Source organism: Brevundimonas sp. UYEF29 (genome assembly GCF_040546195.1).
Classification (GTDB): domain Bacteria; phylum Pseudomonadota; class Alphaproteobacteria; order Caulobacterales; family Caulobacteraceae; genus Brevundimonas; species Brevundimonas huaxiensis.
In genome coordinates this window covers 199,416-225,806 of the sequence record NZ_JBEPNH010000003.1, presented here as the reverse complement: position 1 = coordinate 225,806, position 26,391 = coordinate 199,416, and the positions used below count along the sequence as shown (strand labels likewise).

Sequence of the window (26,391 nt, the reverse complement as noted above, 5' to 3'; positions counted from 1 at the left end):
TCGCATACCAGTGAAGCCGCCTTACGCCGATTGGTCTAGGAGCGTGATCTTGCCGCGCGCATTGGACGCGACGGCGAGTGTCGGGCGCGCAAACGTGATCTCTAAACTCCGCCAATGGACATCCGCGACTGCGCAGTCGGTGCGCGGTCCCGATCGCGCCGCGCATCTGCGGGTGGTGGTCGAGGCTGTCCTGATCGGCCTGCTGCTGCTTCAGGCCGGACGTCTGGTCTGGATCGTGGTCGATCCGAAGGCGCCGTCGATGGCGCCGCTCGCGCAGGCGCAGATAAAGCCGGCCGACCTCAATGTCTTTCAGCGTTTCGACGCCTTCTTCCGCACGGGCGGCCTGAGCAGCCTGGCGGATGTGACCAATGCGGACACGGCTCAGCTGCGCCTGTTCGGCGTGCGCAGCGGCGGCGCGGGCGACGGGTCGGCGATCATCGGCTTGGCCGACGGGCGTCAGGTTTCCGTGGGCGTCGGCGAGGAAGTCGAGCCGGGTCTGGTGCTCAAGGAGGTCGGACAGGACTACGTCACCCTGGCGCGGAGCCTGTCCGTCAGCCGACTGGTCTTCTCCGAAGTCCCGGTCGGGGCGCCGCCTCCGCCGCCGCCGCCGCCGGGCGAGCAGGTCGTCGGTCCTGCGGCGCCCGCGTCCGCGCCCTCCGCCCCGGCAGCCGCCGTCGATCCGTCCAGACTGATGGCCCAGGCCTCCTTGCGTCCCCGGATGCAGGGCATGGCCATCAAGGGTTTCACCGTCTCGGGTTCCGGAGACCAGTTGGCCGCAGCAGGTCTTCAGGCCGGCGACGTGATCTTGTCCGTCAACGGCAACGAACTCACCGGCCTCGACCGGATCGCCGCTCTTCGGGGCCAACTCGCCAACAGCGCCAATGCCGAGGTCCGTTTCGAACGGGCCGGGCAAGTGCAGACGACCACCATAAGGACAACTCGGTGAACCGACGCAGTTCCACCTTCCTTGCCGGCGTTCTTTCGGCGATCCTGCTGGCGCAAGGTCCGCTGACGGCGGCGCCTGCCGTGGCCCAGTCCGCCGGGCGGCAAACCCTGAACGTCCAGGGCGCCGACATCCGCGCCTTCATTCAGGATGTCGCCCGTATGACCGGGCGCACCTTCATCGTCGATCCTGCGGTGACCGGGACCGTCACGGTGACCAGCGACAGACCCCTTGGCCGTGCCGAGTTGTTCGAGGTGTTTCTGTCGACCCTGCGCGCCAACGGTCTGGTCGTGACGCCGACGGGGTCGGGCGCCTATCGCATCAGTCCCGCGACCGGTGCGGCCCAGGGGCCGTCGACCGTCGGGACCGAACGGTTCTCGACCGAAGTCTTCCAGCTTCGCAACATCGATGCGGCCTCGGCGGCGGAAACCATTCGGCCGCTGGTGGGAGCGCAAGGCCAGGTCCTGCCCAATCCCGCCGGCAACAGCGTGGTGGTCGCGGACTTCGCCGACAACCTGACCCGTATCCGCGCCCTGATCGCGCGCATCGACGTGGACCGCGCCAGCTTCGACGTCCTGACGCTGGAAAACTCCTCCGCCCGTGAGATCGCGGCTGTTCTTCAGACGGTTCTCACCCCGCCTGGCGGGCAGCCCGGGCAGGGCATGGTGTCCGTGACCCCCGTCGAAAGCTCGAACTCCGTCATCTTGCGTGGCGACCCTGCCGCCGTGGCGCGCATTCGCCCCCTGATCGAAGACCTCGACCGGCGCGCCCAATCGGCCGACGACGTCAAGGTCGTCTTCCTCGAACATGCTAACGCGGAACAACTGTTGCCCGTCTTGCAGCAGATCGTCGGCCAGCAGGTGACGGCGGCCAGCGCCAACGCCACGCCTGCGAGCCAAAGAGGCTCTGGCGGGATCGGTCAGACGGCGCCCATCGAGGCTCCGGCTTCGGCGCCGACCGTCTTGCCTGGCCAGAAGGCGACGATCGCGCGCTTCCCCGGCGCCAACGCCCTGGTGATTTCGGCGTCTGCCGACACGCAACGGATGCTGGCCGAGGTGATCCGCCAGCTCGACGCCCGTCGCCAGCAGGTGCTGATCGAGGCGATCGTGGTCGAACTGAGCGACACGGCGGTGCGCGAGCTCGGCGTTCAGTGGGTTCTGGCGGGCGAAGACGGCAATCCGGCGGGCCTGACCAACTATCCCAACCGGTCGACGCCCCTGGTGCCGATCGCAGGCGGCGCGGCGGCGGGTCAGCTGGACGATCCAAAGGATGCGACCATCCGCGATCAGCTGCAGAGGCTTGCGCTCAACAGCCTGCTCGGCGCGAACGGATTTGTCGGCGGCGGCGGCGGCCGTATCGGCGACGGCCTGTTCGGCTTCATCATCAACGCGGCGAAGACCGACGAAGGGTCCAACCTGCTGCAGACGCCTTCGCTGATGACGCTGGACAATGAGGAAGCCACGATCCTGGTGGGGCAGGAGGTGCCGATCACGACCGGCGAAACCCTGCTCGACGGCAACTCCAACCCCTTCCGCACCACCCAGCGCCAGGACATCGGCGTCAAGCTGACGGTTCGCCCCCAGATCAATGCAGGAGGCTCGATCACCCTGCATGTGCGTCAGGAGGTGTCGAGCATCAACGGCGTACTGACCAACTCTTCGTCCGATCTCGTGCTCAACAAGCGTGAGTTGGAGAACACGATGGTCGTCGACGACGGCGCCATTGCGGTGGCGGGCGGCCTGCTCGACCAGAATGACCGGCTGTCGGTCGACAAGGTCCCAGGACTGGGCGACTTGCCGGGGATCGGAGCCCTCTTCCGATCGACCAGCCGTCAGCGGGGCCGCACCAATCTGATGATCTTCATCCGCCCGACGATCGTGAGGTCGGAAGGCGACGCCCAGAGGCTGGCCGCTGACCGCTGGGGCTACATGCGCCAGCAGCAGCTGAACGCCACGCCTGGCGCTGAGCCGAGCCTGGACGAAATGCTACGCGAATATATGCGCGCGACGCCGCCCGAACACGTCCCTGTCGGGGCCGCGCCTGTCGGTTCGGTCGCAGGGGCGCCCCTGCAGCCTGTCGCGGATGGCGCTCCACCGCCCGGTGGGCGACCATGATCACGCGGGTCAATCCGACGCTGCCTTATGGGTTCGCCAAGCGGAATGGCGTGATCCTGCTCGACGCCGGTGATGTCGCCCTGGTCGGTCTCAGGGAGGGCGCCGACCCGGCGGGGCTCATCGAGGCGCGGCGTGCGCTGGGGCGTCCGCTCAAGATCGAACACATGGATCAGGTGACGTTCGATCGTCATCTGTCGCAGGTCTATGCGGGCGACTCGCTGGTGACCGGCGACGGCGACGACCTGGGTCTGCCGGGCGGGGGTATGCCGGGCGGACTGGATAGTCTGATCGACGACATGCCGGCCGCCGCCGATCTTCTGGACACCGCCGACGACGCGCCCGTAATCCGGCTGATCAACGGCGTGATCGCCGAGGCGGTGCGCGCGGGCGCGTCGGACATTCATCTGGAGCCGTTCGAGAACGCTCTGACCATCCGCATGCGGGTGGACGGCGTGCTGCACGAGGCCCTGAGTCTGAACCCCCGGATCACGCCGCTTCTGGTGTCGCGAATCAAGGTCATGGCTCGGTTGGACATCGCCGAAAAACGTGTGCCCCAGGACGGCAGAATTCCGCTGACGCTCGGCGGCAAGACGTTGGATGTTCGCGTCTCGACCCTGCCTTCGCGGGGAGGAGAGCGGGTGGTGCTGCGGATTCTCGACAAGGCGCAGGCCGACCTGGATCTGAACCGGCTGGGCATGGACCCGCTGGTGCTTGAGGCTTTCCGCGCGGCGCTGGCGGAGCCCAACGGCATCATACTGGTGACCGGACCTACCGGCTCGGGCAAGACGACCAGTCTCTATGCCGGCCTCACCCTGCTCAACGACACGACCCGCAACATTCTGACCGTCGAAGATCCGGTGGAATATGCGATCGACGGCGTCGGCCAGACCCAGGTCAACACTAAGGTGGGAATGACCTTCGCCGCCGGCCTTCGCGCTATCCTGCGCCAGGATCCCGACGTCGTCATGGTGGGTGAAATCCGCGACGCCGAGACCGCCAGCATCGCCGTTCAGGCCGCCTTGACGGGCCATCTGGTCCTGACCACGGTCCACACCAACGATGCGGCGGGCGCCATCACCCGCCTGCGCGACATGGGCGTGGAGCCCTTCCTGTTGGCTTCGACCCTGCGATTGATCGTCGCCCAGCGGCTGGTGCGACGGCTATGCGAAGAGTGCCGACGCCCGGAGCCGGCGGATGTCGCAACCGCGAAACTGGCGGGACTTGCGATCGGTCAGACGGTCTGGCGTCCGCACGGCTGCGCGCGATGCAATCAAACGGGCTATGTCGGACGGACGGGCCTCTACGAACTGATCCGCGTGGATGATCGCGTCCGCCGTTTGATCGCCTCCGAGGCTGGAGAAGAAGCGATCGCCGCCATCGCCTTTGCGGCGCCGGAGCGGGGAGGGCGCACCCTGAGCCAGAGCGCCCGGGAACTTGTCGTCGCCGGCGTCACCTCCGTCGAGGAAGCCGTGCGGGTCGCCCGGCAGGAAACGCAGCAAGACGCCGCTCATCTTGAGCCTCCGATGTCGTCACAGGGAGTGGCGGCCTGATGGCCTTGTTCGACTATGTGGCCGTGGATGCAGAAGGCAGGACCGTCACGGGCGCCGTGGCGGCGTCGGACGACGCCGCTGTCCGAAAGACTCTGGGTCGAAAGAGACTTGTCCCCCTGGACATCGCGCCCTCGACCGGCGCGGCGTCCCGTGTCGATCGCGCGCCTTCGGGCAAGCCGGGGCGTTTGAGTTCGAAGGCCCTGGCGCTCACGACGCGGCAACTGGCGACCCTGGTTTCGGTCGCGCCCATTGAAGAGGCCTTGCGCACCATCGCCCTTCAGGCGGACCGGCCCATGGTGCGAATGATCCTGGAGACCGTGCACGGCGGGGTGATGAGCGGACGGCGTCTGTCGGACGCGATGGCTCTGCAACCCAGGGCCTTTCCACCGCTGTATCGCGCGATGGTTTCGGCGGGCGAAACGTCCGGTGCGCTTCAGTCGATCCTTGAGCGTCTGGCCGACAGGCTCGAACTGGACGAGCAGGTTCGGGGCAAGGTGATCACCGCCCTGGTCTATCCTCTCGTCCTGGCCGTCGTCGCGCTGGGCGTCATCGGGGCCCTGATGACCTTCGTCGTTCCCAAGGTCGTCGATCAGTTCGACAGCATGGGGCAGACCCTGCCGCTGCTGACGCACCTGGTGATCGGCGTGTCGGAGCTGATGCAAAACTGGAGCTGGCTGCTCGCGCTCGTCATCGCCATCGGGGCGATCGGTTTTGCCGCGATGTGGCGAAACCCAAGCTTCAGGCTGACGATCGATCGCCTGCAGCTGCGATTGCCACTGGTCGGGCGACTGACCCGCGATCTGCACGGCGCTAAGATGGCTCGGACGCTGTCGACGATGATCGCCGCAGGGCTTCCGGTTCTGGAGGGGCTGACCATTACGGCGCGCACCGTGTCCAACCGGGCCCTGAGGCGCGCGACCGAGACGATGGCGGATACGGTGCGCGAGGGCGGCGGTCTGTCCAGCGCCATGCGCCGGGCCGACGTCTTCCCGCCTATTCTTGTCTACATGACCGCCTCGGGCGAGAGCAGCGGGCGGCTGGAGCCCATGCTCGACCGCGCCGCCGACTATCTTGAGCGCGAGTTTGCGACGTTCACGGCCGTGATGCTGAGCCTGCTGGAGCCGGCGATCATCGTCATCATGGGCGGGATCGTCTGCCTGATCGTGCTGTCGATCCTGCTGCCCATTCTTCAGATCAATACCCTGGCGATGGGGTGAGGAGTTGCTTGAGATGACCCAAACCAAGACACAGACGCAGCGTCGCCGACGCGCCGGATTCACCCTGGTGGAACTGATGGTGGTGATCGTCATCATCGGTCTTTTGGCGACGGTCGTCGCCATCAATGTCCTGCCGGCCCAGGGCAAGGCTATGGTCGGAAAGGCCAGGGCCGACATCTCGACGCTCGAACAGGCGATCGAAACCTATCGGCTCGACAACCTGACCTTCCCGGACAACGCCCAGGGCCTGCAGGCCCTGGTGGCGGCGCCTCAGGGTTTGTCGCAGCCTGAGCGCTACCGCGAGGGCGGCTACGTCCGCCGCCTGCCCAAGGATCCATGGGGGCAGGACTATCAGTATCGGCGCCCGAGCACGCACGGCGGTCAGTTCGACGTCTTCTCCTGGGGCGCGGACGGCAAGGAGGGCGGCGAGGGTGAGGATGCGGACCTTGGCAACTGGCAGAGCTAGACCCGGTCGCAAGCCGCGCGCCGGTTTCACCCTGGTCGAGCTGATGATGACGGTCGCCATCATCGCGATGGCGGGCGCCGCCGTGGTGATGGTCGCGCCTGATCCGAGGCCCGCCGTCGGCGCAGAGGCCGAGCGGTTCGCCGCCCGGTTGGCGAGCGCGCGAGACGAGGCGGTGCTGACGAACCGACCAATCGCCGTCGAGACGACGACGTCAGGCTATGGATTTCAGGCCTTCGACGGTCGGGTCTGGACACGGTTGCAGGAGGGGCCGTTCAAACCCGTGCTTTGGGAAACCGGCACCGTCGCCGAGCCGGGTCAGGAGGCGGCGCTGGTCGTCTTCGATCCTACAGGCGTGGCCGACCCCTACCGACTGACCCTGAGACGCGAGGGCCAGGCGCGGGTCGTGACCGTGGACGGCGCCGGCGAGGTCAATATCGATGACTGATCGACGCGCCCGGCGCGATGGCTTCACCCTGGTCGAGATGCTGGTCGCCATGGCGGTCTTCGGTCTGTCCGCCATGGCCCTGTTGAATCTGGCGGGGGAGAACACGCGTTCGGCGGCGCGGGTCGAGAGCCGCACCCTCGGCGGCGTCGTGGCGGACAATCTGGTCGTCGAGGCGGTCATCGCGCCTTCGCTCAGCGACGGCGTGTCGAACGGGCGGACGAACCTGGCGGGCCGGGACTGGAGCTGGACCCGGATCGTGGCGCCCACCGACGTCGCCGACATCCAGCGGGTCGAGGTCCGGGTGTCCAATGACGAGGGGCAGGCGGCGGACCGCACGGCCTTCCGGGCGCGGTCCTCATGAAGCGGGCTTCAGAACGGGCGGGCTTCAGTCTCGTCGAGGTCATGATCTCGCTGCTGATCTTCGCCCTGATCGCCGCAGCAGGGGCGACGGTGCTGACCCAGACCATCGACAACCGTTTCGCCATCAAGGCCGAAACGGACCGGACCGGCGACCTGCAGCGTATGCGGGCGCTGCTGAAGTCGGATATCGGCCAGGCGACCGCGCGTCGGACGCGGGGCGCGACGGGTCGGCCGCAGCAGCAGCCCATCGTCGGCGCGACCCAGCCCGGCGCGCCGGTCCTGATCCTGGTGAGGGCCGGCTGGTCCAATCCTGGCGACCAGCCGCGCGCCTCGCTTCAGCGGGTCGAGTACAGCCTTGTCGACGACCGCCTGGAGCGACGGGTCGCGCCCCGGCTGGACGGCTCGCGCGTCGGATCGGCCCAGGTGCTCTATCGCGGCGTCTCGGGTCTGAAGATTAGCTTCGTCAGGGACGGGGTGGAGGCGCCGGCCTTTATCTCCAGCGCTGACAAGCCGATGCCGGACGCGGTGCGTCTGGTGATGACGCTCAAAGGTCTGGGCGAGGTCGAGCAGCTGTTTCTGGTGGGCGGCCGATGACCGCGTCAGGCAGAGCCAAGGCGTCCGGGCGACGCGAAGGCATGGCCTTGCTGACCGTGCTGCTGCTGGTCGCGGTGATGTCGGTCGTCGCCGTCGCCGTGCTGGACGACGTGCGATTTTCGGTCAGGCGCGCCACGAACGCCGAAGGTCAGGCCCAGGCCCAGTTGTACGCCGACGGCGCCGAGCTGCTCGCGCTGCGTCAGATCACCCAACTCATTACGATGGGGCCGACCAGGACGCCGCTGGAGCCTGAGTGGGACGGGCGCGTTCTGAGCTTTCCGATCGACGGCGGAAACCTGAGCGCCGTCGTGCGGGACGGTCAGAACTGTTTCAACCTCAACAGCGTGGTCGAGGGGCAGGGCGAGGACCTCACGGCGCGCCCCGCAGGGATCGCGCAGTTCGTCGCCCTTGGACGAAGCCTTGGCTTGACGGAGGGGGCGGCGCTTGCGGCGGCGGACGGTCTGGTGGACTGGCTGGACGTCGATCCGGCGACACGGGCGGCGGGGGCAGAAGACGGCGCATACGCCGGTTCGGCCATCCCGTATCGAACCGGCGGCGTGATGCTGACCGAGGTCAGTGAACTCCGCGCGATCCGGGGTTTCGACGCCGAAACCTACCGCCGTCTGCGCCCCCTCGTCTGCGCCCTGCCGGTCGCTCGGCCCAGCGTGCTCAACGTCAATACCCTGAAGCCGGAGGCGGCGCCTCTGCTTGTGATGCTGCTGGACGGCAATATCGGTCTTTCGGCCGCACGCGCTGCGATCGAGGCGCGGCCTCGCAACGGATGGCAAAGCGTCGACGCCTTCTGGAGCCAGCCCGCGCTGCTTGGCTCTGCGGCCTCGCCGCAAGCGCGTGAGCAGACCAGCCTTCTCACCCGCTATTTCGATCTGCGCGTCGATGTCGACTACGGCGGTTCTCGCGCCGTGCGCACCGCGCTCCTCTACGCCCCGCCCGAGGGCGGGGCCCGAACCGTCACCCAACGCTGGACCCTCGACGAATGAGTTCCACCCGCCTGATCCTGATCCCGAGCCTGGCTTCGGAACCCGCCCCGTTCATGGTGATTGCGCCGGACGGCGCGGTCCTGCAGCGCGGCCTGATGCCGCTCGATCCGGTCGAGAAGCCGCTGGCCATGCGAACGGTGGTCATTGCGCCCGGCGCCGATGTGCTCGTCCGTTGGGTGAACGTGCCGGCTGGGAGCGACGTTCAGAAGCGCACGGCGGTCCTTTGGGCGTTGCGGGAACAACTGGCTGTGGCCCCGGAAAGCCTTGAGGTCGCCCTGAGCGCAGCCGTCGAGGGCGAAGATCGGATCGCGGTCGTATTCGATGCGTCCTTGCGCCGGGTCTGGCTGGACTATTGCGAAGCGCTGGGGGTAGTCGTCGATGTCCTTATGCCCGACACGCTGGTCGTTCCCGCGCCGCTGGCCGAAGACGGCATCGTGGCGGTGTCGTTTCCGCCCAATGTCGCCCTGCGGGGTCGGCGTCTGGCGGCGACCGTCCAGCCCGATATGGTCGAACTGCTGACCGAAGGCTGGTCGCTCGTCATTGTCGACGACGCTGAGGGTATCGAGCGTCTGATGATCGAGGCGGCACTGCGGCCGGCGATCAACCTCATCGAGCGCCGTCGTGTTTCCGCCGGCGGCAACTGGAAGCGGGTGATGGCTCTGGCTGTCATCCTCTTGGCGACCCCCTTGATCCTGACCCTCGCCATGGCTGCGCGCGATGACGTCATGGCGAACCGTATGCAGAAACAGACCCGGCAGATCCTGACGCGCGCTGCGCCCGATCTGGCGGCCTCTCCCGATCCCAGGGCCGCACTGGAGGCCCGTCTCGCATCGGCTCCGGCGGGTGGCGTCACCGGCGTGGCTGCGGCCCTTTATGTCGCCGTCGAGAGGGTCGATGGGGCCGAACTCGACAGTTTCGCCGCAGATCCAGACGGCGGCGTGCGAGCCACCGTAAGCTATTCCGCCTATCAGGATCTCGACACGCTCAAACGCGCTGTGACGAGCGCCGGCCTCGTGATGGAGGACGCCAGCACGGTGGACGACGCGGGGCGCATCGTCAGCGAAATCCGGATCGGAGCCGCATTATGACTGCCTTGTTCGATCCGGCGACGCGCTGGTGGTGGTCGCGTACGGACCGCGAGCGTCAGATGCTCGCCGTCATGGCGCTCATCGCTGCCGGGGTTTTCCTGTGGTTGCTCGTCGTCCGACCTGCGTGGGCCTGGCGCGAAGCCGCAGCCGAGCGGCGCGCCGAGGCGCGCACGACCTTGTTGCAGGTCGATGCGGGCGTCAGGCGTCTGCCGAAGAGCCCGGACGCCGCCGTCGCTAAAACGGCCCCGACTGACATCGAAACCCTGGTCCGGCAGAGCGCCGAGGCGGCCGGCTTGGTCATCACCACGGGGATGGACCCGTCAGGCGGGCTGGGGTTCCGGGCCGATCGAACGACGAGCGCGCAACTCTTTCCCTGGCTGATGACGCTCAAGGCGGAGCATGGACTGGAGGTTTCGCGGTTGGCTGTTGTCGAAAACGCGGACGCCACCCTGCAGGTGGACGGTGGATTTTAATGTGAAGCGATCGCGCGTGTTGTTTTTAGATTAGTCATATTGAAGCTCTGACTAGAGGAATTTAACGTCAATCTTACTGTAGATGGCGGTCGACGTCACGGAGATGCGTAGTCAATAGGTGCTTCGAAGTACAAACACACCCAAATCCATACCACGAATAACATCACTTATTTGGGCGAGTTGGCTGGAGCGCCACTTACGGCTCCCTAGCCCGAAGCCCCTAGTCTCTAGACCTTGGGTGGGAGCCGGTCGAACCGTCGCTGACCGCCCGCGACAATGCCCTCATGCTGCGCATCGAAACCGCGATGGACCAGGTGCGCGGCGCGATCAGCCGAAACGCGCCCGTCGCCGAGGTGCGGGACGAGATCGAGACCCTGGACGGATTGTTCGCCGAGGCCGCTCGCGCCCTTTCGCCGGATCAGGCCAGCAACGCATCCAGCTTCCTCGGCGCTTTCGCGGTCCTCCTGCGCGAGGGTCTGGAAGCCTTGCTGATCGTGGTGGCGATGATCGCCTTTCTCCGCAAGGCGGAGCGCACCGATGTGCTTCCCTATGTACATGGCGGCTGGGTGGCGGCGCTGCTCGCCGGCGGACTGACCTGGGCGGCGGCGACCTATCTGATCACCATCAGCGGCGCCAGCCGCGAGCTAACCGAGGGGTTCGGCTCGCTGATCGCCTCGGTGGTGCTGATCTCCGTGGGCCTTTGGATGCACGGCAAGGCCCAGGCCGACGCCTGGCAAATCTACATCCGGGAGAAGCTATCGACGGCCCTGTCGAAGAAGTCGGCCTGGTTCCTCTTCCTGCTCGCCTTCATCGTGGTCTACCGCGAAGTGTTCGAGACAATCCTCTTCCTGACAGCCCTGTGGACCCAGGGCGGCGGTGCGGCGATGCTGGCCGGCATCGGCGCTGCGGCCCTCGTTCTCGTTGTCGTGACCTGGGTCATGCTGCGTCTCAGCCGCAGCCTTCCGATCGCGAAATTCTTCCAGTATAGCGCGATCCTGATGGCGGCCCTCGCCGTAGTCCTCGCGGGCAAGGGGGTGGCGGCCTTGCAGGAAGCCGGGCTGATCAGCCTGCATCCATTGGCCTTGCCGCGTTTCGACTGGCTGGGTTTCTATCCGACCATTGAGGGGGTTCTCGCCCAACTCCTCGCCATTGCTGCGCTGGCGTTCGGCTTCATCATGGCGACAGGAAAACCAGGTATCTGAAATGACGACTGCCAAATTGCGGGAAGCTTTGGAAGCGCGACAGGTTTGGTTCTATTTCGCCGCCGTGCTGGTGGCCGTAGCGGTCGGCCTGCTGATCCCGGGCACTGAGGCCCTGGAAGGCGCAATCAATCCGGCCTTGGCCCTGATGCTGTTCGTCACCTTCCTTCAGGTTCCGGTCGTGGCGCTCGGCCGTGCGCTTCGCGAACTGCGGTTCATGGGCGCCTTGCTCGCCGTCAATTTCATCGCTGTGCCCTTACTGGTGCTGGGTCTGATCCAGTTTCTGCCGGCCGATCCTCTGATCCGTCTTGGCGTACTGATGGTGCTGCTCTGCCCGTGCATCGACTACGTCGTGACGTTCGCCCACCTGGGGAAGGCAGACGCCCGGCTGCTGCTGGCTTCGACACCAGTTCTGCTGATCGCGCAGATGGTGCTGTTGCCGATCTATCTGCGTCTGTTTCTCGGGGCCGAGGCGGCGGCCTATGTTCAGCCGGGTCCGTTCATCCATGCCTTCGTCTGGCTGATCGCCATCCCGTTTGTTCTTGCGGCTCTGGTTCAGGCCTGGGCTGCGCGGAGTACGACGGGCGAGCGGGTCTCGTCGGGGCTTGGCCTCGCGCCGGTCCCGGCTACAGCCCTCGTGTTGCTCATCGTGGTCGCCGCCGTCGTGCCGCAACTCGGGCAGACGCTGGACAGGACCCTGAGTGTCGTGCCGGTCTATGTCGCCTTCGCCGTGCTGGCGCCGTTCGTCGGATGGGCCGTCGCGCGGCTCGCGCGTCTGACGCCCGAGGCCGGTCGGGCCGTCGCCTTCTGTGCCGGGACCCGCAACTCTCTCGTCGTCCTACCGCTGGCCCTCGTCGTGCCGGGCGCTATCCCCCTGGTTCCGGCAATCATCGTCACCCAAACACTGATCGAGCTGCTGGCCGAACTGGCCTATATCCGGATCAGTCCGCTATTGGGCGACCGGAGCCGTAACCAACAGATCTCGAACTAGATCGACCGTGTTCATTTCCATTGCGTTCCGCTGCCGCCCTCGCCGACATTTCAAAAATCCGCTTCTAGGACGCGAAGTCGGCGGCAGGATCGCCTCAAGAGTGCCGGGGCGGACTCTGACGCAGGTGCGTCCGGAGCGATTGAACCGCTCACTCCTACTCGGCGGACATGGTGGGGGTATCAGGCCGGAGATTATGGGATCGGTCGCACTCAAACGTAGAATTTCAAGAGAACGAAAAGAAAAGAAAATAGGAACTCCGTGTGCAAATTTTGCACACGGATAATTGTAAGTATTTGAACTAAATCAGCAAGTCGTCCAGTCCATCATCGGGGCGATGGACAGCGTGCGGGAGGCGTTCAGGGGCATGGGTTGCGGCTTGACCGACGATGCAGGGGCGACTGCGGGTGCCCATACGCGATTTCAGCTCCGTCGTGAAATCAGAGCTCCCAATGCAAGGATATAGCCGAATAGGCGTCCCGCGCCGGATCGCACGGGACGCTCTGATAAGGCCTAGCGGCGGGCGCGCAGTTCCAGTTCGCCGATGCGGCGGCTCAGGTAGGCCGTGTCGTCGGTGGAGGGGCTGGTGCGGCTGTAGGCGGCGTCCAGGCGGGCGAGGTCGCCGGCCTCGACGCGGATGTCTGCGGCCTCGGTGCGGCTGACGGCGCCCGACCGTTCGGCGGCGGTCAGGGCGGTTTCCAGATTCGCCAGACGGGTGCGGGCGGGCAGGTTGGCCGACGGCGTCTGTCCGGCCGGGCCGTCGCCGACGCGCAGGTCCAGCGCGTCCAGACGCGCGTCCAGATCCGCGCGCTCGCTGGCGCTGATCGACCCGTCGGCGCTGTAGCGGCTCTCCAGCTGGATCAGGGCCTGATAGTCCGTTTTGAGGCGCGTCGCCTCGGTGCGGGTGATGCGGCGCGCGGTCACGGCGGCGTTGACTCGGGTCTCGAAGTCCGCACGGCCCTGGGCCACGGTGTCCATGTCGGCATAGCCCGGGGCGCCGGCTTCCAGCGTCTGGGTCAGGGCGGTGTAGCGGGCGTTCAGGTCGGCGCGTTCCTGGGCCGAGATGCCGCCGACGGCGTATTGGTTCTCCAGATCGACCAGGGCCGAATAGTCGGCGCGCAGGCGCGTCGCGGCCGAGGCGGAGACGCTCCCGGCGCGCACGCTGGCGTCCACGCGGGTCGAGAACTGGCTCTGGCCGTCACGCAGCGGACGGCCGCCGCGCAGCCAGGCCTGATCCATGGCCGACAGACCCAGACGATCGCCGAACAGGGCGCCCACGACCGCACCCAGCCGATCTTGGGTCGTCGAAGGATATTGCGTCTGGGCGACTGCCGCGCCGCCCGCGAGGGTCAGGGCGGTGGTGGCGATCAGGGCGAGGCGGACGTTGCGCATGGGGAGGCTTCTTGTCGGTTGATCTCAGCCGACAAGACGGCGGTCGTCCGGCTTGGTTGCCTGCCGGCGCCTCAGTCGCGGATGAAGTGCGGCACGAAACGCGAGGTGTTTCTCGTGATGCGGCCGGTGTCCTCCCGCAGGCTGATGCCCGCTGGTTCCGTTCCCACCACCCACGAGCCGACGATCACATGGTTGCCGTCGAACAGGGGCGGATCGCACAGCGCCTGGCGGACGTGACGCCCTGCGCCATAGCCGCCGTCCACCACCTCTGCGGCGCTGACGCCCTGGTCGATCAGTTCGACATTGTCGCCTTCGCGCGAGAACAACGGCTTGCGCACATAGGACGAGCCCAGCGCCGCCTCGGCCGGATCTCCCTCGAAATAGCTCTCCAGCAGGTTGGGGTGGCCCGCATGCCGCTCCCACAACAACGGCAGTATGGCCTTGTTGGACAGGATGCTCTTCCACGCCGGCTCCAGCACGGTCACGTCCGCCATCGGCAGCGGCGCGGCGTAGTCGTCGCGCAGCATCTGCTCCCACGGATAGAGCTTGAACATCGCCTGGATGATCCAGTTCTCGTGATCGACAAACCGGCCGTCAGCGTTCAGCCCGATCTGGTCGATAGCGACGAACTGGGGCTCCAGCCCGGCCTGCTGAGCTAGGTCTTCCAGGAAGCGCACCGTCTGGCGGTCCTCGACGAAATCGGCGTCGGAGGCGAAATGGACGAAGCCGCCGTTCGGGAAGATGGCGCGGAACCGATCAACCAGCTTCTCATGCAGGCTGTTGAACTGATCCGCATCGGCAGGCAGGGCGCCGGCCTTGATCTGGTCCTCCAGCCACAACCACTGGAACACCGCCGTCTCATAAATGCTGGTCGGGGTGTCGGCGTTGTATTCGTACAGTTTCGCCGGACCCGTGCCGTCATAGGCGAAGTCGAACCGGCCATACAGGGACGGATCGCCCCGCTTCCAGCTGTCGGCCACATAGTCCCGCATGGTCTCGGGAATATCGAGCTGCTCCATCAGCCGCTCGGACTGAACGGCCTCGTTGACCAGCTCCAGGCACAGGCCGTGCAATTCCTCGGTCGGCGCCTCGATCCCGTCCTCGATCTCGGCCAGCGAGAAGGCGTAGGCCGCCGACTCGTCCCAATAGGGTTTGCCGTCGGTGTGGCGCCAGGTGAAGCCGAGTTCCTCGGCCTTGGCGTCCCAGTCGGTGCGGGGATCGAAGCGCAGACGCTCCATGGATCAGGCCGGGTCCTTGTCGGGCGTGGATTGGCCGATGCGCGGCGTGACCACGGTCACCTCCGGCTGGCTGAGGCGGGCCAGGACGTCGTCGGCCGACGAATGACCGGGCAGGATGCCGGCCTCGCGCAGCTTGGCGTCCAGGTCCGCGCCGGTGCGGCGATCCTCCAGCGCCTGGCTGGCGTTCAGCTTCTCTTCCTGGATCGCCTGGCGCTGTTTGATGCGTTGCAGGCTGTCCGCCGCCGAGCCGATGCGCGACTGGGCGCCGGCCGAGTTCAGGGCGACGGAGGTCTGGGCCTTCTGGACGGAATCGTTGACCTTGACGATGTCGATCTCGCGACGAAGCGTCTCGATCTTCTGATCGGTCGAGGCGATGGCCGTGCGCAGGCGCGTCTCGGCGGTCTTCATGTCCTCGATCAGCGGGCCGCGGCTGGTGATCTCGACCTCCAGCTCGGCGATGCGGCCGGCGACTTCGCGCGCCAGATCGGTCTTGCCCTGGCCCAGGGCCGTGCGGGCCGAACTTTCGTATTTGGCGATCTGGTCCCTGAACGATGCAAGTTCGTTTTCGGCCATGCGGCGGCGCGCCACCAGGCCGGCCAGATCGTCTCTGGCCTTGCCTTGGGCGTTGTCGGCGTCGCGGATTTCCTGATCGAGGATCTTCAGCGCATTGGCGTCGACGACGCCCTGGGCCGCATCGTGGGCCGTGCCGCGGAACAGGGCGGACAGTTTTCTGAGCATGGACATGGTCGGTCTTCCGGGATCAGGCGGCGTCGGCGCCGAAGGTTTCACGCAGTTCGGTGGCGTCGATCGCATTCTCGGCCAGGGTGCGCAGTTCGATCAGGATGGTCTGAAGCGTCGTCTTGCAAGAGAGTTCGCCCATCAGCTCATACACGTCTTCGCCACCGACGTTGGTAATGGCGAAGTTGGACAGGGGCACCACGCGCTGGGCCTTCAGCAGGAACTCGTTGAAGGCATGGCGATCCTTCTGCTCGGCGACGGGCCACAGAAGGACCGAACAGACGATCTGGGCCCCGCCGACGCTCAGATAGACCGGCAGATCGCCGTATTCGTGCATGGTCGCCAGCAACACCGGCTCGGCGCCCTCGACCACGCGAAGGGTCATTTCACCGTCACGCAGCAGGGTTGAGCCGTCCAGCGCCGCCTTGATGGCGGGCACGGTCCAGGGGGTCTCGATCACGGCGTCCATTTGATGGTCGTCTCCAGGGGTGATGGAATCGGAAGTGGGGCGGCGCGGGCGCCCCGCAAGCTGCGGCCCGCGTGTTGAATCGGTGACGATGGCGCGAACGGCCGCCTTGACGTCGTCGCGGGCGGTGGCCGGCACCCAAAGCTCCAGCTTGACCAGGCCCGCCTCACGACGCGCCTGTCGCCACGCACGGATGCGGTCGTTGGCGGCGGAAGGGGGCGATGCGTCGTTCGGCATATCGTTACATGTAACGCGTAACATGAACGCTTGACTTGACGCAAGATCGGACGGAATGTCGCACCATGAACCGCCTCATTCGGTCGCATCGCTTCTGTTCGCTCGCCGTCGGCGCGCATCGGGCCTAGATAGTCGCCCATGTTCAAGAAGCTTTTCGGATCGTCGGAGAAGGTCGCGCCCGCCAATCGTCTGGCGACGGTGCGCAACATCACCGTGGGCCGCACCGTGTCGCTGGACCCGCTGGCCTGGCGCCGGCTGGGCGACGAGACCCAGTTCGCTCTAGATCGCGACGTGCTGGACATATCGGCGCAGGGGTTGGTCAGCCTGGACAGCGGCCAGTTCGTCCATCGCTTCTACACCGACGACCACGTCATGCTTCAGGCCATGAGCGACGACGAGGCCGGGCTGGAATCCTACGACTTCAGCCTGTTCGTGCCCTGGACCTCGGCCTATCCGCCGGGCGAGCGCGAACGCCGCATCTGGCGCGACCGGCTGTCGGCGCCGGTCTTTCACGGCGCGGCCGAAGAACTGCCCGACTATCCCCGCTTCTGGTTCGCCGAGAGCGACGCCATTCAGCCGCCCGTCACCCTGTGGGAGACGATCTGGGACGACCGCGCCGCGACCGCGCCCTATGCCAAGATCTTCCAGACCTGCATGCTGTATGCGCGTGAGCTGGGCGGCGGGCGCGAGCTGATGCTGGCGCTTGAGCAGCAGCCCGAGGGCGGCGACACCACGCACGAAATCATGATCGGCATTCCGCTGGAAATGGCCGAGTTCCGCGCCTGAGCGCGCAATCCGAGGGGGCAAGAGCGATGTTCGACTGGTTCATTTTTCAGCAGGGAGCGATCGCCTTCCTGATCGCCTTCGCCATGGCGGGCGCCTTCACCCTGGCCTTCAAACTGATCTACCAGTGGGTCACGCCCTATCACGAACATACGCTGATCCGTGAGGGGAACACGGCCGCCGCCATTGCGCTCGGGGGCGCCCTGATCGGCTATGTGCTGCCTCTGGCCTCGGCCCTGTCGCACACCGTCAGCCTGATGGAGTTCGCAGCCTGGGCGCTGCTGGCCGGCGTGATCCAGATCGTCGTCTTCGTCGCCATCAGCCGCATGGCCTTCCGCAATCTGGTCGTCCGCATCGAGGCGGGCGAGATCGCTGCGGCCGTCTATCTGGCCTCCATCTCCATCTGCGTCGGCCTGCTCAACGCCGCCTGCATGACGTCGTGACCGCCATGACCGATCCCAAAGATCTGCCCCAGAACTTGGCCAAGACCGATACCATGCGCCGGCTCAAGCGCTCGCGCGTCCTGCACGTCAGCAGCCTGATGGCGACCGCCAGCTTCTCGTTGGCCGCCTGCGGCTCGCCCCAGCGCGTGCCGGCGCCCGAGCCCGAGCCGACCCTGGCCTATCAGTCGCTGGACGAATGCAAGGCCGCCAACGACATTCCCGACAATGAATGCGACGCCGCCCTGGCCAAGGCTCAGCAGGAGGCCGCAAAGACCGCGCCGCGCTACGCCACCCGCGAGGAGTGCGAGGGCCAGTGGGGACCGTCGCAGTGCCAGCCGAACAACAACGGCGGCTCCTTCTTCAGCCCGCTGCTGACCGGCTTCATCGTCGGCCAGCTGCTGAGCGGCGGCGGCTATCGCGGCGGCGGACCGCTGTATCGTGACCGCGAGGGGCGACTGTCGAACGGCTACGGCGGCGGCTACGCCTACCGCGACTATCGCACCGGCAAGACCCTGACCAATGCGCGCGAGCATGGCGACGTCGCCCGTCAGGCCCCGAAGCGGGTGCAGAGCCGAACCACCGTCGTCTCGCGCGGCGGCTTTGGCGGCGGCGGCCGAGGCTACGGCGGCTGATACAGTTCTGGCGCCGGGCGCCGGTCTTCCCCTAATAGGGATCGCCTCACGCTTCACGACAGACCGGACCGCCCTACCTCATGACCGCATCGCCGCCCCCGCACGGAGGCCTGGACGTCGAAAGCTGGGGCGACCCCGAGGATCCGATCGTCCTGCTGATCGGCGCGCCCGAGCGTCTGTCCGGCGACTGGCGCCGGTCGGTGCGCGCGCTGGTCGAGGCCGGCCGCCATGTCATGCTGACCGCCGACTTCGACGCGGCGGACGACGGCTCCGCCGCCTTGCGCCGACTGCTGACCGAACTTCCCTCTCGCCCGGCCATCGTCTGTTCCGACACGACCCTGGCGGCTGTCGCGCCTGCGCTCTCCGTCACCGGCCCGGCCCTGGCCAGCTGTCTGGCGGTCGTCGCCGAAGGGCAGGGGGCCGTCTCGCCTGAGCTTGAGGCGCAGCTGGCCGGCGTCCCGATCCAGACGATCGCGCGCGCCGAGGCGCCTGACGCGGTCGAGGCCGAGAACGCCGCCCTTCTGGGCTTCCTCGAACGCCACGCCCCGCGCGACGCCCTGTATTATCAGGCCGGCTCGGACCCCCGCACCCTGCGCGACGCCCTGGGCTGTTTCGCCACCGGGGTCACGGTGGTCACGACCCTGGATGAGGCCGGACAGCCCGTCGGCCTGACCGCCAACTCCTTCTCCTCGGTGTCGCTGGATCCGCCGCTGATCTTGTTTTGCCTGGCCCGTTCGTCCACCAATGTCGACCGTTTCCGCCGGTCCGAGCATTTCGCCATCAACGTCCTGCATATCGGCCAGCAGCCGACCTCCGGCGTCTTCGCCCGGTCCCAGGCCGACCGCTTCCAGGACGTGGCGTGGGAGACCTGGGACACCGGGGCGCCCATCCTGTCGGGCGCCCTGGCCAGTTTCGAATGCGGAACCGAACAGATCGTCGAGGCCGGCGATCATCTGGTCATCATCGGCCGTGTCAGGCGCGCCCGGTTCGAGCCGCGCCGCGATCCGCTGCTCTATTTCCGGGGCAAGTATCGGCGGCTGCACTTTTCCTGACCGGCCGGGATCGCTATCTCTCGCCCGAAATAGAGGAAGCCGTCCCCATGTCCGCGACCCCATCCGCCGATCCCGTCGTCATCGTCTCCTACGCCCGCACCCCGATGGGCGGTTTCCAGGGCGCGCTGTCCGACGCCAAGTCCACCGACCTGGGCGCCGTCGCGGTGAAGGCGGCCCTGGACCGCGCGGGTCTCGATCCGCAAAAGGTCGAGCAGATCATCATGGGCTGCGTCCTGCCTGCGGGCCTGGGCCAGGCGCCGGCGCGTCAGGCGGGCATGGGCGCGGGCCTGCCCACCTCCACCGAGGCGACCACCATCAACAAGATGTGCGGTTCGGGCATGCAGGCGGCCATGATGGCGCACGATGCCCTGGCCGCCGGTTCGGTCGATGTGATCGTGGCGGGCGGCATGGAGTCCATGACCAACGCCCCGTATCTGATGCAAAAGCACCGGGGCGGCGCACGCATCGGTCACGACGTCATTTCCGACAGCATGTATCTGGACGGGCTGGAGGACGCCTACACCCCCGGCAAGCTGATGGGGCAGTTCGCCGAGGACACGGCCAAGGCCTATCAGTTCACCCGCGAGCAGCAGGACGCCTACGCCATCGAGAGCGCGGGCCGGGCCAAGCGCGCCCAGGAGACAGGCGCCTTCGACGCCGAGATCGCCTCGGTCGAGGTCAAGACCCGCAAAGGCCCCGTCACCGTCGACCGCGACGAACAGCCGACCCGGTCCGACCCGTCCAAGATCCCCAATCTGAAGCCCGCCTTCGGCAAGGACGGCACGATCACCGCGGCCTCCGCCGCCTCGATTTCGGACGGCGCCGCCGCTCTGGTCATGATGCGCCAATCGACGGCCCAGGCCTTGGGCCTGACGCCGGTCGCCCGCGTGGTCAGCCAGGCCGCCCACGCCCACGAACCGCACCTGTTCACCACCGCCCCGGTCTTCGCCCTGCAAAAGGCGCTGAAGAAGGCCGGCTGGAGCGCCGACGACGTCGATCTGTGGGAGGTCAACGAGGCCTTCGCCATCGTGCCGATGATCGCCATGCAGGAACTCGGCATCCCCCACGACAAGATCAACGTCAACGGCGGCGCCTGCGCCCTGGGCCACCCGCTTGGGGCTTCCGGCGCCCGCGTCCTGACCACCCTCCTGTCCGCCCTGAAAGCCCACGGCAAAACCCGCGGCATGGCCGCCCTGTGCATCGGCGGCGGCGAAGCCACTGCGATGGGCGTGGAGTTGATTTAGGGCGGGCCGCAGTTTCGGCCTATGACGGTAGCGTCTTCCTAAGGTGTGCACCGAGACTGTAACGCATCCTTAACGGCGGCCGTTTAGCCGTTCTGCGACGGCTTGCATCCTGGAGTTTGCCGCCCGTTCCATGTCTCGACATTCAGAAGCCGTCCGGTTGGAGCGGTTAGGGTCCGCAAGACCTTCCGCATACCCTTGCTTGAAGCTGGAGATTAGCCACGCCTGGACGCCCGACGGCGCCTGATCTGAAGTGAGAGTGTCCACGCGCGCCTTGGCGCCAGCGGGAAGATGGGCGACACACGTCCCAGAGTATCTTCCTAACCCCATAAATGCTGCGACGGCTTCAGCGGCGTCAGGGTCCGAGGGAGTGATGATCGGGGGAGCAGCATTCTGCCCGAGAAGGCTCGCCATCAAAAAGGCAGCAACGATCATCTTTGTCCTCGTGCATTCATAGGGCGGTCGAAGGACTGCCCCAGGTCATTCTTGCACAACGCTAGATCATTGTGGAGGGGCTGCAAAACACCGCGTTGGAATAGCGCCCTACGTCGAAATGCGACATCGTCATCGGCAGCCGAAGTTATCGCAAGACTCTAAGCCGCGAACGCCGCCCGGATAGGCTGCACCGTCTGGTCGGGGCGTTTGACCGGCAGGTCGAAGCTGACGACCGTTCCGACGCCCGGCTGGCTTTCCATGCTCAGTTGGCCGCCGTGCATTTCAATTAGGGACTTGGTCAGGGCCAGGCCCAGGCCGGTGCCCTGGGTGGTCTTGGAATGCTGGCCCTCGACCTGTTCGAAGGGGCGGGCCAAGCGCACCAGGTCCTGTGGCGCGATGCCGATGCCGGTGTCGGCGCAGGCGACGCGGATGCGGTCCTCGCCCTTGGCCCCGACGAAGGGTTTCAGCGACACGACGATGGAGCCGCCCTCGGGCGTGAACTTCACGGCGTTGGAGATCAGGTTCAGCATCACCTGTTTGACGCCGCGCTGATCGGCCTCGATGTCGGGCAGGTCGCCGGCCTCGACCGCGATCTTCAGTCCCGCTTCCTGCACCTTGCCGCGCATCAGCCGCACCGCGTCCTCGCACACCTCGCGCAAGGACACCGGCTCATAGTGCAGGGTCATCTTGCCGGCCTCGATCTTGGCCATGTCCAGCACGTCGTTGATCAGGCTGAGCAGATGCTGGCCGGACTTCAGGATGTCGCCGGCGTAGCCCTTGTATTTCTCATTCAGCGGCCCGAACAGTTCGCTGGCCATGATCTCCGAAAAGCCGTTGATGGCGTTCAACGGCGTGCGCAACTCGTGGCTCATATTGGCCAGGAACTCGGACTTGGCCTGGTTGGCGGCCTCGGCCCGGGTCATGGCGACCTCGTATTTGCGCGCCAGCAGCGACAGCTTCTCCTGGCTGGATTCCAGCTGATCGACGGTGGCCCGCAGATCGTCGGCGGCGCGGCGGCGCTCGGCCTCCTGGCGTTTGATGGCGGTGATGTCGGCGGCGGTGACGACCGAGCCGCCTTCGGAGGTGAACCGCTCTGAAAGTTGCAGCCAGCGCCCGTCGTTCAGCTCGACCTCGCGCAGACCCGCACGACCGCTGGCCGGGCGATGCTCGGCCTTGATGGCCAGACCGGCGATCCGGTTCAGCTCGTCCTTCATGGCGCCGCGCCGCACCACGCCGTGATCGAAGTTGAAGGCGTCCTCGAACGCCTGGTTCCACAGGATCAGCCGGCCCTGACGATCAAACAGGACGAAGGCCTCGGAGATGCTCTCCACCCCGTCGCGCAGCCGGCTTTCGGCGGCTTGGGCGGCGGCGCGGGCGCGGCGCGCCTCGGTGATGTCCAACGCCACGCCCAGGATGGCGGAAAAGCCCGTGTCCCCGCGCTCCCCGCGCGCCTGGCCGCGCGCGTCGATCCAGCGCGCCCGCCCGTCCGGTCCCGCCACCGGAAAGGTGATCTCGAAGGCGCCATAGGCCGCCGCCTGGCGCAGGGCGTGGCGGAAATCTTCCTGAAAGCGCGGATGGACGCGGCCGATCACATCCTCGGCGTCGGTCACTCCGCCGCGCGAAAAGCCCAGCAGCGCGGCCATATAGTCCGACAGCGACACCTCGCCCTTGGCCAAATCCCACTCCCACACCCCGCACCGCGCGGCTTCGACGGCGATGCGGAACCGCTTTTCGGTCGCCACCCGTTCGCGATGCTGGCGCGTCTGACGCAGGCCGTAGAGGACGAATAAAACCACGACCCCGACCCCCAGCAGCAGTGGCGCCAGCACCACCCAGGCGTCGTCGAAGACCGAGGCGGTCGTCCCTTCCGAGATCGCGACCACATAGGGCCCCCCCGCGACAGTTCGAGCGGCGGCGGCGAGGCCGGCCTGGCCGCCCAGCGTCACGGCGCGCGGTTCGGCCTGGTCGACCAGGGCCGCAGGATCGACGCCGATCAGGGTGCGGATGGGTTGGCCGATCTCGGCGGCGCGCGCGGAGGCCAGCACCACGCCGCCCGCCGACACGATCCGCGTTTCGCCGCCTTCCGGCAGGACAGGGGCGATCCGCGCCTCCAGCCTCAGACCATCTGCATTGGTCTGGCCGGCGACGACAGATCCTTCGCCCTTGGCGGCCTGCACCGTCTCGCCGGGACCGACCAGGGTGAAGGCGACCTGGGCCGCGGCGGCCTGCGCGGCCTCGACGACCTCTATGGGGGCGCGTTTGGCGACGATGGCGGTGCGGCCGGCGGCCAGGCCCGGTTCGGCGGACTTGATCAACGCGGCGGTCTGGCTGGCGACCAGCTCGGCGTTCAGCTTCAGGTTTTCGGCTTCCAGGCGGCTGATTTCGCGGGTCGGCCGGCTGAACTCGCGCGACGCCATCAGGGCATAGGCGGCCGCGATCAGCGCCAGAACAAGGACGGTGATCCGCAACCAGGCGGGCGCGCCGGCGGCGCGGTCGGAGGCGCGACGCCCCGACCGATTTTCCCGCCGCTCCTCGTCCCGCAAGCCCCGACCCTCCGACAAACACTTCGTTGCCGGAATCTAGGCTGCGTCGCGGATTCGTGTCGAGGCTCGGCGCGCGCTTTTAACGGCTTTTTAAGCGGCGGTGACCGGCGACAACAGGCGGTCGGGCGCCGGCTCCAGCACACGCGTCACCCCGTGCAGCGTATCGCGCGCCTGTCGGGCCAGGGTCAGGACGGCCGGCGGCGCATCCTCCGGTGTTTCGGCGACCAGATCCACCAGATCCTGGGCCAGGCGCATCAATTGGGGCGCGGCGGCGATCAGCCGGGCCTGAAACTCGATATGCTGGGGGTTACGGTCGTATTCGGCGCCCGGCACACGCCAACCGCCCCAGTCCGCCCGATCGGTCACGACGACCGGATAGGTGCCGGGGTGGGGGTGATGCAGGCAATCCTCGGGCAGTTGCCATTTATTGCGCGCGCGCAGCAGCCGCCACTCCCCCAAGCCTTGGTCCGAGGCCGGATCATCGGTCGCCAGCAACAGTTCGTTGGCGGTGAACTCGCGCCCCAGACCGACGTCATAGGTGACGCGCACGGGCTCCTCGAACCCCTTGGCCCAGACGGGCTGGACCTGTTCGATGAAGGCCCAGGCGCCGACGCACTCGACCCAGACCTTCTGACCCTTCTGGAACTGTGCGCGCGCCATGCCATCCTCCGATATTCGAAGGAACAGCATGAACGACGATCCTTGACGCCCGGTGTCGGGGCGCGGTTACGCAGGTCTTAACGCGAGATGCTTTCCAGCGTCTCGCCGGCGTATTTCTCTTTCACGCGCGTCGACAGGTCGCCCAACGACACGACGCCGACCACGCGGCCATGCTTGTCCACGACCGGGGCGCGGCGGATCTGCTTGGCGCCCATCAGGTCCAGCACGACCTTCAGATCGTCGGTGTCCATCACCGTCTGCGGATCGCGGGTGATGAACTCCACCACCGAGGCGCTCGAGGCGGCGCCCGTGGCCAGGGCGCGCACCACGATGTCGCGATCGGTGATGGTGCCGATCAGCTGATCGCCGTCCGCCACGGGCACGAAGCCGAAGCCGCCCTTGGCCATGCGGCTGGCCACGTCCTGGATGGTGTCGGCGGGCCGGGCCAGGTGCACGTCCTTGGTCATCACGTCGCGGATCTTCATGGCGGGTTTCCTTGGTTGAAGCGTTGCGCTGGAAAACCCGCCGCGAGCGTGGCGGTTCCGGTCAGGGCGTCCGCATAGTGGGAAGGCCCTGGGCCGCTCGCACCAACTGGACGAACTCGGCCCGGTCGCCATAGGGGTCTTCGCCCCTGGCCCCTTGCGCCTGATCGATGATCCGGTCCCAGCCATAGTCGGCCGTCATCCACGGATCGCCCCTCAGCTTCTGCCCAAAGCCGGCTACCGCGATGGCCCATCGCGTCGATTCCGGCGGCTGGGCGCTGACCGGCCCGCCCGCGCGGTTGGTCAACGGCTGCTGGATCAGCTCCGAGCGGCTCTGGCCCGGCTGTTTGTAGCGCACCTGGATAAAGCCGATCTCCCCGTTCGGATCGCCGCCGCCGACCCCGATACGGTTGTCGGAATAGCGCCTGTCGGGGATCTGCGTCGGCCCGCCGACGGGGGTGATCTCGTACAGGGCCGTGACGCTGGCGCCCGATCCCACCTCGCCCGCATCGATCTGGTCGTTGTTGAAGTCTTCCTCGTTCAGCAGCCGGGTCTCATAGCCGATCAGCCGCCATTCGGCGACGCGGGCGGGATTGAACTCGACCTGGATCTTGACGTCGTCGGCGATGGGGAAGGCGCCCTTGTCGAAGGCCGGTCCGAACAGGCGGCGCGCATCCCTCAGGTTCCCGACATAGGCCGCCACCCCATTGCCCGCCTGGGCGATGGTCTGCATCCGCGCGTCCTGATAGTTGCCGCGCCCGAAGCCATAGACCGAGAGATAGATGCCGGTTTCGCGCTTGTCGGCGACATAGTCCTCCAGCCGCTTGTTGTCGGTCACCCCGACGTTGAAGTCGCCGTCGGTGAACATCAGGATGCGGTTGACCTTGTCGCGGGCGAAGTTGGCCTGGGCCTGGTCATAGGCGTTGGTCATGCCGCTCGCCCCGGCCGTGCCGCCCGAGGCCTTCAGGCTGGCGACCGCGCAGCGCATCTTCAGCTTTTCGTCGCCCTTGGTCGGCTGCAGGGTCGTGCCGGCGCCTTCCGCGTAATAGGTGACGGCCAAAGTGTCCTGCGGCCTCAGCCGGTCGATGGCCAGGTTCATCGCCTTCTTGGCCAGATCCAGCTTGTCGGGGCTGCCCATCGAGCCGGAGACGTCGACCAGGAAGGTCAGGTTCAGCGGCCGCTGCTCGCCCGTCGGCAGTTCATAACCTTGCAGGCCGATGTGCACGATCTGGCGCCCGTCAGCCCAGGGCGAGGCCGCGACCGCCGTCGTGATGGCGAAGGGCCGGGTCTGGCTGGTCGGCCGGGCATAGTCATAGTCGAAGGCGTTGATCAGCTCCTCGACCCGCACCGCATCCTTGGGCGGCGCACGCCCCTCGTCGATGAAGCGCTTCACGTTCGAATAGGACGCCGTGTCGACGTCGATCGAGAAGGTCGAGACCGGCTGATCGCTGGTCCGCTTCACCGGATTGGGCGTTGCATCCGGATAGCGTTCGGTCTCGGCGGGAGGCGGCGTCATCATGCCGGGCGACGTCGGGGCGCCCGGTGATCGCGTGATCCGGGAGCCTGTGACGACAATATCTTGCGGCGCCATCGATGACGGCACAGGCGGAGGCG

Annotated in this window: 26 protein-coding genes; 18 read left to right on the top strand and 8 right to left on the bottom strand. The window is 67.0% G+C overall.

Going from position 1 to position 26,391, the window contains the following annotated elements:
* Positions 1 to 49 precede the first annotated feature (49 nt).
* The 13 genes from ABIB58_RS06700 to ABIB58_RS06640 all read left to right on the top strand — a co-directional run bounded on the left by ABIB58_RS06700 (position 50) and on the right by ABIB58_RS06640 (position 12,438).
* Complete coding sequence (locus ABIB58_RS06700) at positions 50 to 946, top strand: type II secretion system protein N (protein WP_354039841.1); 897 nt, start codon at positions 50 to 52, stop codon at positions 944 to 946.
* Positions 943 to 3,057 carry a type II secretion system secretin GspD gene (gene gspD / locus ABIB58_RS06695; protein WP_354039839.1) on the top strand — a complete coding sequence of 705 codons (2,115 nt, stop codon included), beginning with the start codon at positions 943 to 945 and terminating at the stop codon, positions 3,055 to 3,057. Before ABIB58_RS06700 ends, gspD begins: the two co-directional genes overlap by 4 nt.
* On the top strand, positions 3,054 to 4,607 hold the full coding sequence (gene gspE / locus ABIB58_RS06690; RefSeq protein WP_354039837.1) for a type II secretion system ATPase GspE: 1,554 nt from the start codon (positions 3,054 to 3,056) through the stop codon (positions 4,605 to 4,607). Before gspD ends, gspE begins: the two co-directional genes overlap by 4 nt.
* Entirely contained in the window at positions 4,607 to 5,824 is a 1,218-nt protein-coding gene (gene gspF / locus ABIB58_RS06685; RefSeq protein WP_354039835.1) for a type II secretion system inner membrane protein GspF, read from the top strand. The genes gspE and gspF overlap by 1 nt, the downstream gene beginning before the upstream one ends.
* Before the next feature lie 13 nt (positions 5,825 to 5,837).
* Complete coding sequence (gene gspG / locus ABIB58_RS06680; RefSeq protein ID WP_354039833.1) at positions 5,838 to 6,290, top strand: type II secretion system major pseudopilin GspG; 453 nt, start codon at positions 5,838 to 5,840, stop codon at positions 6,288 to 6,290.
* Positions 6,271 to 6,735 (top strand): GspH/FimT family pseudopilin, encoded by a 465-nt coding sequence (locus tag ABIB58_RS06675; protein ID WP_354039831.1) that lies wholly within the window; start codon positions 6,271 to 6,273, stop codon positions 6,733 to 6,735. Before gspG ends, ABIB58_RS06675 begins: the two co-directional genes overlap by 20 nt.
* The gene (gene gspI / locus ABIB58_RS06670) at positions 6,728 to 7,096 is read left to right on the top strand and encodes a type II secretion system minor pseudopilin GspI (protein WP_354039829.1); all 369 of its coding nucleotides are present in this window, start codon (positions 6,728 to 6,730) and stop codon (positions 7,094 to 7,096) included. Before ABIB58_RS06675 ends, gspI begins: the two co-directional genes overlap by 8 nt.
* Complete coding sequence (gspJ, locus tag ABIB58_RS06665) at positions 7,093 to 7,689, top strand: type II secretion system minor pseudopilin GspJ (protein ID WP_354039827.1); 597 nt, start codon at positions 7,093 to 7,095, stop codon at positions 7,687 to 7,689. The genes gspI and gspJ overlap by 4 nt, the downstream gene beginning before the upstream one ends.
* A gap of 41 nt (positions 7,690 to 7,730) precedes the next feature.
* The gene (gene gspK / locus ABIB58_RS06660) at positions 7,731 to 8,687 is read left to right on the top strand and encodes a type II secretion system minor pseudopilin GspK (RefSeq protein WP_354039825.1); all 957 of its coding nucleotides are present in this window, start codon (positions 7,731 to 7,733) and stop codon (positions 8,685 to 8,687) included.
* On the top strand, positions 8,684 to 9,775 hold the full coding sequence (gene gspL, locus ABIB58_RS06655; RefSeq protein ID WP_354039823.1) for a type II secretion system protein GspL: 1,092 nt from the start codon (positions 8,684 to 8,686) through the stop codon (positions 9,773 to 9,775). The genes gspK and gspL overlap by 4 nt, the downstream gene beginning before the upstream one ends.
* A 5-nt stretch (positions 9,776 to 9,780) precedes the next feature.
* Positions 9,781 to 10,248 carry a type II secretion system protein M gene (locus ABIB58_RS06650; protein ID WP_354039821.1) on the top strand — a complete coding sequence of 156 codons (468 nt, stop codon included), beginning with the start codon at positions 9,781 to 9,783 and terminating at the stop codon, positions 10,246 to 10,248.
* A 284-nt stretch (positions 10,249 to 10,532) separates the two neighbouring features.
* The gene (locus ABIB58_RS06645; protein WP_354039819.1) at positions 10,533 to 11,450 is read left to right on the top strand and encodes an FTR1 family iron permease; all 918 of its coding nucleotides are present in this window, start codon (positions 10,533 to 10,535) and stop codon (positions 11,448 to 11,450) included.
* Position 11,451: 1 nt separating this feature from the next.
* Complete coding sequence (locus ABIB58_RS06640; RefSeq protein ID WP_354039817.1) at positions 11,452 to 12,438, top strand: arsenic resistance protein; 987 nt, start codon at positions 11,452 to 11,454, stop codon at positions 12,436 to 12,438.
* A 510-nt stretch (positions 12,439 to 12,948) separates the two neighbouring features.
* Here the strand turns inward: ABIB58_RS06640 and ABIB58_RS06635 are convergent.
* The 4 genes from ABIB58_RS06635 to ABIB58_RS06620 all read right to left on the bottom strand — a co-directional run bounded on the left by ABIB58_RS06635 (position 12,949) and on the right by ABIB58_RS06620 (position 16,506).
* Complete coding sequence (locus tag ABIB58_RS06635; RefSeq protein ID WP_045811906.1) at positions 12,949 to 13,827, bottom strand: hypothetical protein; 879 nt, start codon at positions 13,825 to 13,827, stop codon at positions 12,949 to 12,951.
* 71 nt (positions 13,828 to 13,898) lie between these two features.
* On the bottom strand, positions 13,899 to 15,065 hold the full coding sequence (locus ABIB58_RS06630; RefSeq protein ID WP_045811907.1) for a glutathionylspermidine synthase family protein: 1,167 nt from the start codon (positions 15,063 to 15,065) through the stop codon (positions 13,899 to 13,901).
* 3 nt (positions 15,066 to 15,068) lie between these two features.
* Entirely contained in the window at positions 15,069 to 15,809 is a 741-nt protein-coding gene (locus tag ABIB58_RS06625; RefSeq protein WP_045811908.1) for a PspA/IM30 family protein, read from the bottom strand.
* 16 nt (positions 15,810 to 15,825) lie between these two features.
* Positions 15,826 to 16,506, bottom strand: a complete 681-nt coding sequence (locus ABIB58_RS06620; RefSeq protein WP_354039813.1) for a DUF2170 family protein — start codon at positions 16,504 to 16,506, stop codon at positions 15,826 to 15,828.
* A gap of 138 nt (positions 16,507 to 16,644) precedes the next feature.
* Between ABIB58_RS06620 and ABIB58_RS06615 the strand changes: the two genes are divergently transcribed.
* From ABIB58_RS06615 to ABIB58_RS06595, 5 genes are all read left to right on the top strand, one after another.
* Positions 16,645 to 17,292, top strand: coding sequence for a YjfK family protein (locus ABIB58_RS06615; RefSeq protein WP_066552480.1), 648 nt, complete (start codon positions 16,645 to 16,647; stop codon positions 17,290 to 17,292).
* 26 nt (positions 17,293 to 17,318) lie between these two features.
* Entirely contained in the window at positions 17,319 to 17,732 is a 414-nt protein-coding gene (locus ABIB58_RS06610) for a DUF350 domain-containing protein (RefSeq protein WP_017506364.1), read from the top strand.
* Between the two features lie 5 nt (positions 17,733 to 17,737).
* A complete protein-coding gene (locus ABIB58_RS06605) occupies positions 17,738 to 18,364 on the top strand; it encodes a DUF1190 domain-containing protein (protein WP_354039810.1) in 627 nt (208 codons plus the stop codon).
* A gap of 80 nt (positions 18,365 to 18,444) precedes the next feature.
* Positions 18,445 to 19,416 carry a flavin reductase family protein gene (locus ABIB58_RS06600; protein ID WP_354039808.1) on the top strand — a complete coding sequence of 324 codons (972 nt, stop codon included), beginning with the start codon at positions 18,445 to 18,447 and terminating at the stop codon, positions 19,414 to 19,416.
* A 47-nt stretch (positions 19,417 to 19,463) separates the two neighbouring features.
* Complete coding sequence (locus ABIB58_RS06595) at positions 19,464 to 20,660, top strand: acetyl-CoA C-acyltransferase (RefSeq protein WP_045811911.1); 1,197 nt, start codon at positions 19,464 to 19,466, stop codon at positions 20,658 to 20,660.
* 590 nt (positions 20,661 to 21,250) lie between these two features.
* Here ABIB58_RS06595 and ABIB58_RS06590 read toward each other — a convergent pair.
* From ABIB58_RS06590 to ABIB58_RS06575, 4 genes are all read right to left on the bottom strand, one after another.
* The gene (locus ABIB58_RS06590; protein WP_354039806.1) at positions 21,251 to 23,635 is read right to left on the bottom strand and encodes a PAS domain-containing sensor histidine kinase; all 2,385 of its coding nucleotides are present in this window, start codon (positions 23,633 to 23,635) and stop codon (positions 21,251 to 21,253) included.
* Between the two features lie 90 nt (positions 23,636 to 23,725).
* Positions 23,726 to 24,295: a hypothetical protein gene (locus tag ABIB58_RS06585; protein WP_045811921.1), complete on the bottom strand. Its 570-nt coding sequence runs from the start codon at positions 24,293 to 24,295 to the stop codon at positions 23,726 to 23,728.
* Positions 24,296 to 24,372: 77 nt separating this feature from the next.
* Positions 24,373 to 24,780: a CBS domain-containing protein gene (locus tag ABIB58_RS06580; protein WP_045811913.1), complete on the bottom strand. Its 408-nt coding sequence runs from the start codon at positions 24,778 to 24,780 to the stop codon at positions 24,373 to 24,375.
* 61 nt (positions 24,781 to 24,841) lie between these two features.
* Positions 24,842 to 26,296: a vWA domain-containing protein gene (locus tag ABIB58_RS06575; protein ID WP_082064545.1), complete on the bottom strand. Its 1,455-nt coding sequence runs from the start codon at positions 26,294 to 26,296 to the stop codon at positions 24,842 to 24,844.
* Positions 26,297 to 26,391 lie beyond the last annotated feature (95 nt).

What these genes read in the sequence shown, in the direction of transcription:
- gspE (WP_354039837.1), top strand. Translation starts at nt 3,054, where the DNA reads ATGATCACGCGGGTCAATCCGACGCTGCCTTATGGGTTCGCCAAGCGG.
- gspF (WP_354039835.1), top strand. Translation starts at nt 4,607, where the DNA reads ATGGCCTTGTTCGACTATGTGGCCGTGGATGCAGAAGGCAGGACCGTC.
- gspG (WP_354039833.1), top strand. Translation starts at nt 5,838, where the DNA reads ATGACCCAAACCAAGACACAGACGCAGCGTCGCCGACGCGCCGGATTC.
- gspI (WP_354039829.1), top strand. Translation starts at nt 6,728, where the DNA reads ATGACTGATCGACGCGCCCGGCGCGATGGCTTCACCCTGGTCGAGATG.
- gspJ (WP_354039827.1), top strand. Translation starts at nt 7,093, where the DNA reads ATGAAGCGGGCTTCAGAACGGGCGGGCTTCAGTCTCGTCGAGGTCATG.
- gspK (WP_354039825.1), top strand. Translation starts at nt 7,731, where the DNA reads ATGGCCTTGCTGACCGTGCTGCTGCTGGTCGCGGTGATGTCGGTCGTC.
- gspL (WP_354039823.1), top strand. Translation starts at nt 8,684, where the DNA reads ATGAGTTCCACCCGCCTGATCCTGATCCCGAGCCTGGCTTCGGAACCC.
- ABIB58_RS06645 (WP_354039819.1), top strand. Translation starts at nt 10,533, where the DNA reads ATGCTGCGCATCGAAACCGCGATGGACCAGGTGCGCGGCGCGATCAGC.
- ABIB58_RS06640 (WP_354039817.1), top strand. Translation starts at nt 11,452, where the DNA reads ATGACGACTGCCAAATTGCGGGAAGCTTTGGAAGCGCGACAGGTTTGG.
- ABIB58_RS06635 (WP_045811906.1), bottom strand. Translation starts at nt 13,827, where the DNA reads ATGCGCAACGTCCGCCTCGCCCTGATCGCCACCACCGCCCTGACCCTC.
- ABIB58_RS06630 (WP_045811907.1), bottom strand. Translation starts at nt 15,065, where the DNA reads ATGGAGCGTCTGCGCTTCGATCCCCGCACCGACTGGGACGCCAAGGCC.
- ABIB58_RS06625 (WP_045811908.1), bottom strand. Translation starts at nt 15,809, where the DNA reads ATGTCCATGCTCAGAAAACTGTCCGCCCTGTTCCGCGGCACGGCCCAC.
- ABIB58_RS06620 (WP_354039813.1), bottom strand. Translation starts at nt 16,506, where the DNA reads ATGCCGAACGACGCATCGCCCCCTTCCGCCGCCAACGACCGCATCCGT.
- ABIB58_RS06615 (WP_066552480.1), top strand. Translation starts at nt 16,645, where the DNA reads ATGTTCAAGAAGCTTTTCGGATCGTCGGAGAAGGTCGCGCCCGCCAAT.
- ABIB58_RS06610 (WP_017506364.1), top strand. Translation starts at nt 17,319, where the DNA reads ATGTTCGACTGGTTCATTTTTCAGCAGGGAGCGATCGCCTTCCTGATC.
- ABIB58_RS06605 (WP_354039810.1), top strand. Translation starts at nt 17,738, where the DNA reads ATGACCGATCCCAAAGATCTGCCCCAGAACTTGGCCAAGACCGATACC.
- ABIB58_RS06600 (WP_354039808.1), top strand. Translation starts at nt 18,445, where the DNA reads ATGACCGCATCGCCGCCCCCGCACGGAGGCCTGGACGTCGAAAGCTGG.
- ABIB58_RS06595 (WP_045811911.1), top strand. Translation starts at nt 19,464, where the DNA reads ATGTCCGCGACCCCATCCGCCGATCCCGTCGTCATCGTCTCCTACGCC.
- ABIB58_RS06585 (WP_045811921.1), bottom strand. Translation starts at nt 24,295, where the DNA reads ATGGCGCGCGCACAGTTCCAGAAGGGTCAGAAGGTCTGGGTCGAGTGC.
- ABIB58_RS06580 (WP_045811913.1), bottom strand. Translation starts at nt 24,780, where the DNA reads ATGAAGATCCGCGACGTGATGACCAAGGACGTGCACCTGGCCCGGCCC.
- ABIB58_RS06575 (WP_082064545.1), bottom strand. Translation starts at nt 26,296, where the DNA reads ATGATGACGCCGCCTCCCGCCGAGACCGAACGCTATCCGGATGCAACG.